This is a genomic window from Nocardia wallacei (genome assembly GCF_029869545.1).
Lineage (GTDB): Bacteria > Actinomycetota > Actinomycetes > Mycobacteriales > Mycobacteriaceae > Nocardia > Nocardia wallacei_A.
In genome coordinates this window covers 1-3289 of the sequence record NZ_JARWQD010000122.1, presented here as the reverse complement: position 1 = coordinate 3289, position 3289 = coordinate 1, and the positions used below count along the sequence as shown (strand labels likewise).

General features: G+C 71.0%; 1 protein-coding gene. It reads left to right on the top strand.

The annotated features are described in order from the left end of the window. A partial coding sequence (locus QH290_RS09830) for a condensation domain-containing protein (protein ID WP_280382619.1) occupies window positions 1-3289 on the top strand: 3289 nt, incomplete at both ends.

The window sequence follows — 3289 nt, the reverse complement described above, 5'->3', positions numbered from 1 at the left end:
GATCGGTGAGGCGCTGCCGCCGGAGACCGTCGCGGCGATGCGGTCGGTGTCGGATGCCGCGGTGCACAACCTGTACGGGCCCACCGAGGCGGCGGTGTCGATCACCTACTGGCCCGCCACGGGCGCGGAGCGGTCGAGTGTGCCGATCGGCCTGCCGCAGTGGAACTCCCGTGTGTACGTGCTGGATTCGCGGCTGCGGCCGGTGCCCGCAGGGGTTCCGGGTGAGCTGTATCTGGCCGGTGATCAGCTGGCGCGCGGCTACGTGGCCCGCCCGGACCTGACCTCGGATCGGTTCGTAGCCAACCCCTTCGGGGACATGACCGGCGGCGGAGCCGCGGGCGAGGGGATGACCGGCGGCGGAGCCGCGAGCGGGGGGATGAACGGCGGCGGCGCCGCGGGCGGGGGGACGAACGGCGGCGGAGTCCCCGGCGAGCGGATGTACCGCACCGGCGACCTCGTGGTGTGGCGTGACGGTGGCGTGCTGGAGTACATCGGTCGTACCGATTTCCAGGTGAAGTTCCGTGGTCAGCGCATCGAGCTGGGCGAGATCGAGTCGGCGCTGCTGGCGCATCCGTCGGTCAGCCAGGCCGTCGCCCTGGTGCTGCCGTCCGAGCTGGGTGACCAGCTGGTGGCGTATGTGGTTGCGGCGCCGGGCGCCTCGATCGACCAGGACGAGCTGCTGGCGGCGGCCGGGCAGACGCTGCCCGCCTACATGCTCCCGGGCGCGATCGTCGCGCTGGACGCGTTCCCGCTGAACACCAGCGGCAAACTGGATCGCAAGGCGCTGCCGCAGCCGACGTTCACCCAGCGCGAGTTCCGGGCACCCTCGACCCCGGTCGAGGAGCTCGTGGCGGGCGTGTTCGCCGCGGTGCTCGGTGTCGAGCGCGTCGGTGCCGACGACGACTTCTTCACCCTCGGCGGCAACTCGCTGATCGCCACCCAGGTGGTCGCGCGGCTGAGCGCGGCGCTCGAGGCGCGGGTCCCGGTGCGGGATCTGTTCGAGTACTCCACCGTGGCCGCGCTGGCGGCCCGGGTCGCGCAGCACGCCGGATCCGGCGGACGCCCGGCACTGACGGCGGGGCATCGCCCCGACCGGGTGCCGCTGTCGCTGGCCCAGCAGCGCATGTGGTTCCTGAACCGGTTCGACCAGCAGTCGGCCGCCTACCACGTGCCGGTCGCGGTGCGGCTGTCCGGCGATCTGGACGTCGACGCGCTGCAGGCCGCGGTGCGGGATCTGGTGGAGCGTCACGAGATCCTGCGCACCGTCTACCCCGACGCCGACGGCATCGCGCACCAGCTGGTGCTGCCCGCCGACCGGGCCGTGCCGGACCTCACCCCGGTCCCGGTGCAGCCGGAGTCGTTGCGCGACACCATCACCGAGCTGGTGTCGACCGGATTCGACGTGACCACAGAGGTCCCCCTGCGGGCGCGGCTGCTGCGCATCGAGGCCGATTCCGACACGGCCGCAACCGAATACGTGCTGGTGTTCGTGGCGCACCACATCGCCGCTGACGGCTGGTCGATGGGCCCGCTGACCCGTGACGTGATGCTCGCCTACAGCGCCCGCTCCACCGGCGAGGCCCCGGCCTGGGCGCCGCTGCCGGTGCAGTACGCGGACTTCAGCGTCTGGCAGCGCACCGTGCTGGGTTCGGAGGACGATCCGGACAGCCTCCTCTCCGCGCAGGCCGACTACTGGCGCACCGCGCTCGCCGACCTGCCCGACGAGCTGAACCTGCCCGCCGATCGGCCGCGGCCGACCGTGCCGTCGTATGCCGGTGGGCGCGTGGTGTTCCCGATCGACACCGAGCTGCGCGCGGCCCTGCGGCAGATCGCCGCGGACCAGAACACCACCCTGTTCATGGTCGTGCACGCCGCGCTCGCGGTCTTCCTGGCGCGGCTGTCGGGCACCGAGGACATCGCCGTCGGTAGCCCGATCGCCGGTCGCGGCGAGGCCGAGCTCGACGAGATGATCGGCATGTTCGTCAACACCGTGGTGCTGCGCACCGAGGTGCGCGGACAGCGGAGCTTCCGCGACCTGCTGGCGCAGGCCCGCGACACCGATCTGCAGGCATTCGCCCACGCCGACATCCCGTTCGAGCGCCTCGTGGAGCTGCTGCAGCCGGAGCGCTCCACCGCGCGGCATCCGCTGTTCCAGGTGGCGCTGTCGTTCGAGAACCTGCCCGAGACCGCCTTCGAACTACCCGGGCTGCGGATCGGCGCGGTCGATTTCGAGGCCGGTATCGAGAAGTTCGACCTGTCGCTGACGGTGCGGGAGGCGGCCGACGGCTCCCGGATGCTCGCCGAGTTCTCCTTCGCCCGTGACCTTTTCGACGAGTCCACGGTCGAGGGCTTCGCCGAGCGCTTCACCCGGTTGCTGCGGGCGATCGCGGCCGATCCCCAGGCCGCGGTCGGTGCGATCGACATCATGGATGCGGCCGAGCGCGCCGAGGTCGTGAGCCGCACCGGCGGCCCGGCCGTTCCGGCGCGGACGCTTCCGGAGCTGTTGGCGGCGGCGGTCTCTCGCGATCCGTCGGCCCCGGCGGTGATCTTCCGCGATGTCCGGCTGACCTATGGTGAGCTGGATCAACGGTCGAATCGCTTGGCGCGCTTGTTGATCGAGCGTGGTCTGGGTACCGAGGATTTCGTGGCGATCGCGATTCCGCGGTCGAGCGATTCGTATCTCGCCGAGTGGGGTGTCGCCAAGTCCGGTGCCGCGTTCGTGCCGATCGACCCGGCCTATCCGTCCGACCGTATCGAGCACATGCTCACCGATTCCGGTGCGCCCGTGGGCCTCACCGTATCCGCGGTCCGCGCGGACCTGCCGGATTCGGTGGAATGGCTGGTGCTCGACGAGCTCGAGCTGGAGCAGTACAGCGACGAGACAGTCGCGGACGCCGACCGGCTGCGCCCGGTGCGCCCGGAGAACCTGGCCTACGTCATCTACACCTCGGGCTCGACCGGCGTGCCCAAGGGCGTCGTCGTTCCGCACGCGGGCCTGGTGAACCTCAGCGCCGAGCAGGTCGAGCGGTACAACCTCGACTCCGGTTCGCGCACACTGCATTTCTCCTCGCCGAGCTTCGACGCGTCGATCATGGAGCTGCTGCTCGCGATCGGCCCGGCCGGTGCACTCGTGGTCGTGCCGACCGGCGTGTTCGGTGGCGAGGAGCTGTACGAGCTGATCCGTCGGGAACAGGTGACTCATCTGTTCATCACCCCGGCGGCGTTGGCGACGCTGGATCCGGCGGGTCTGGACAGTCTGCGGGTGCTGGCCGTCGGTGGTGAGGCGTAT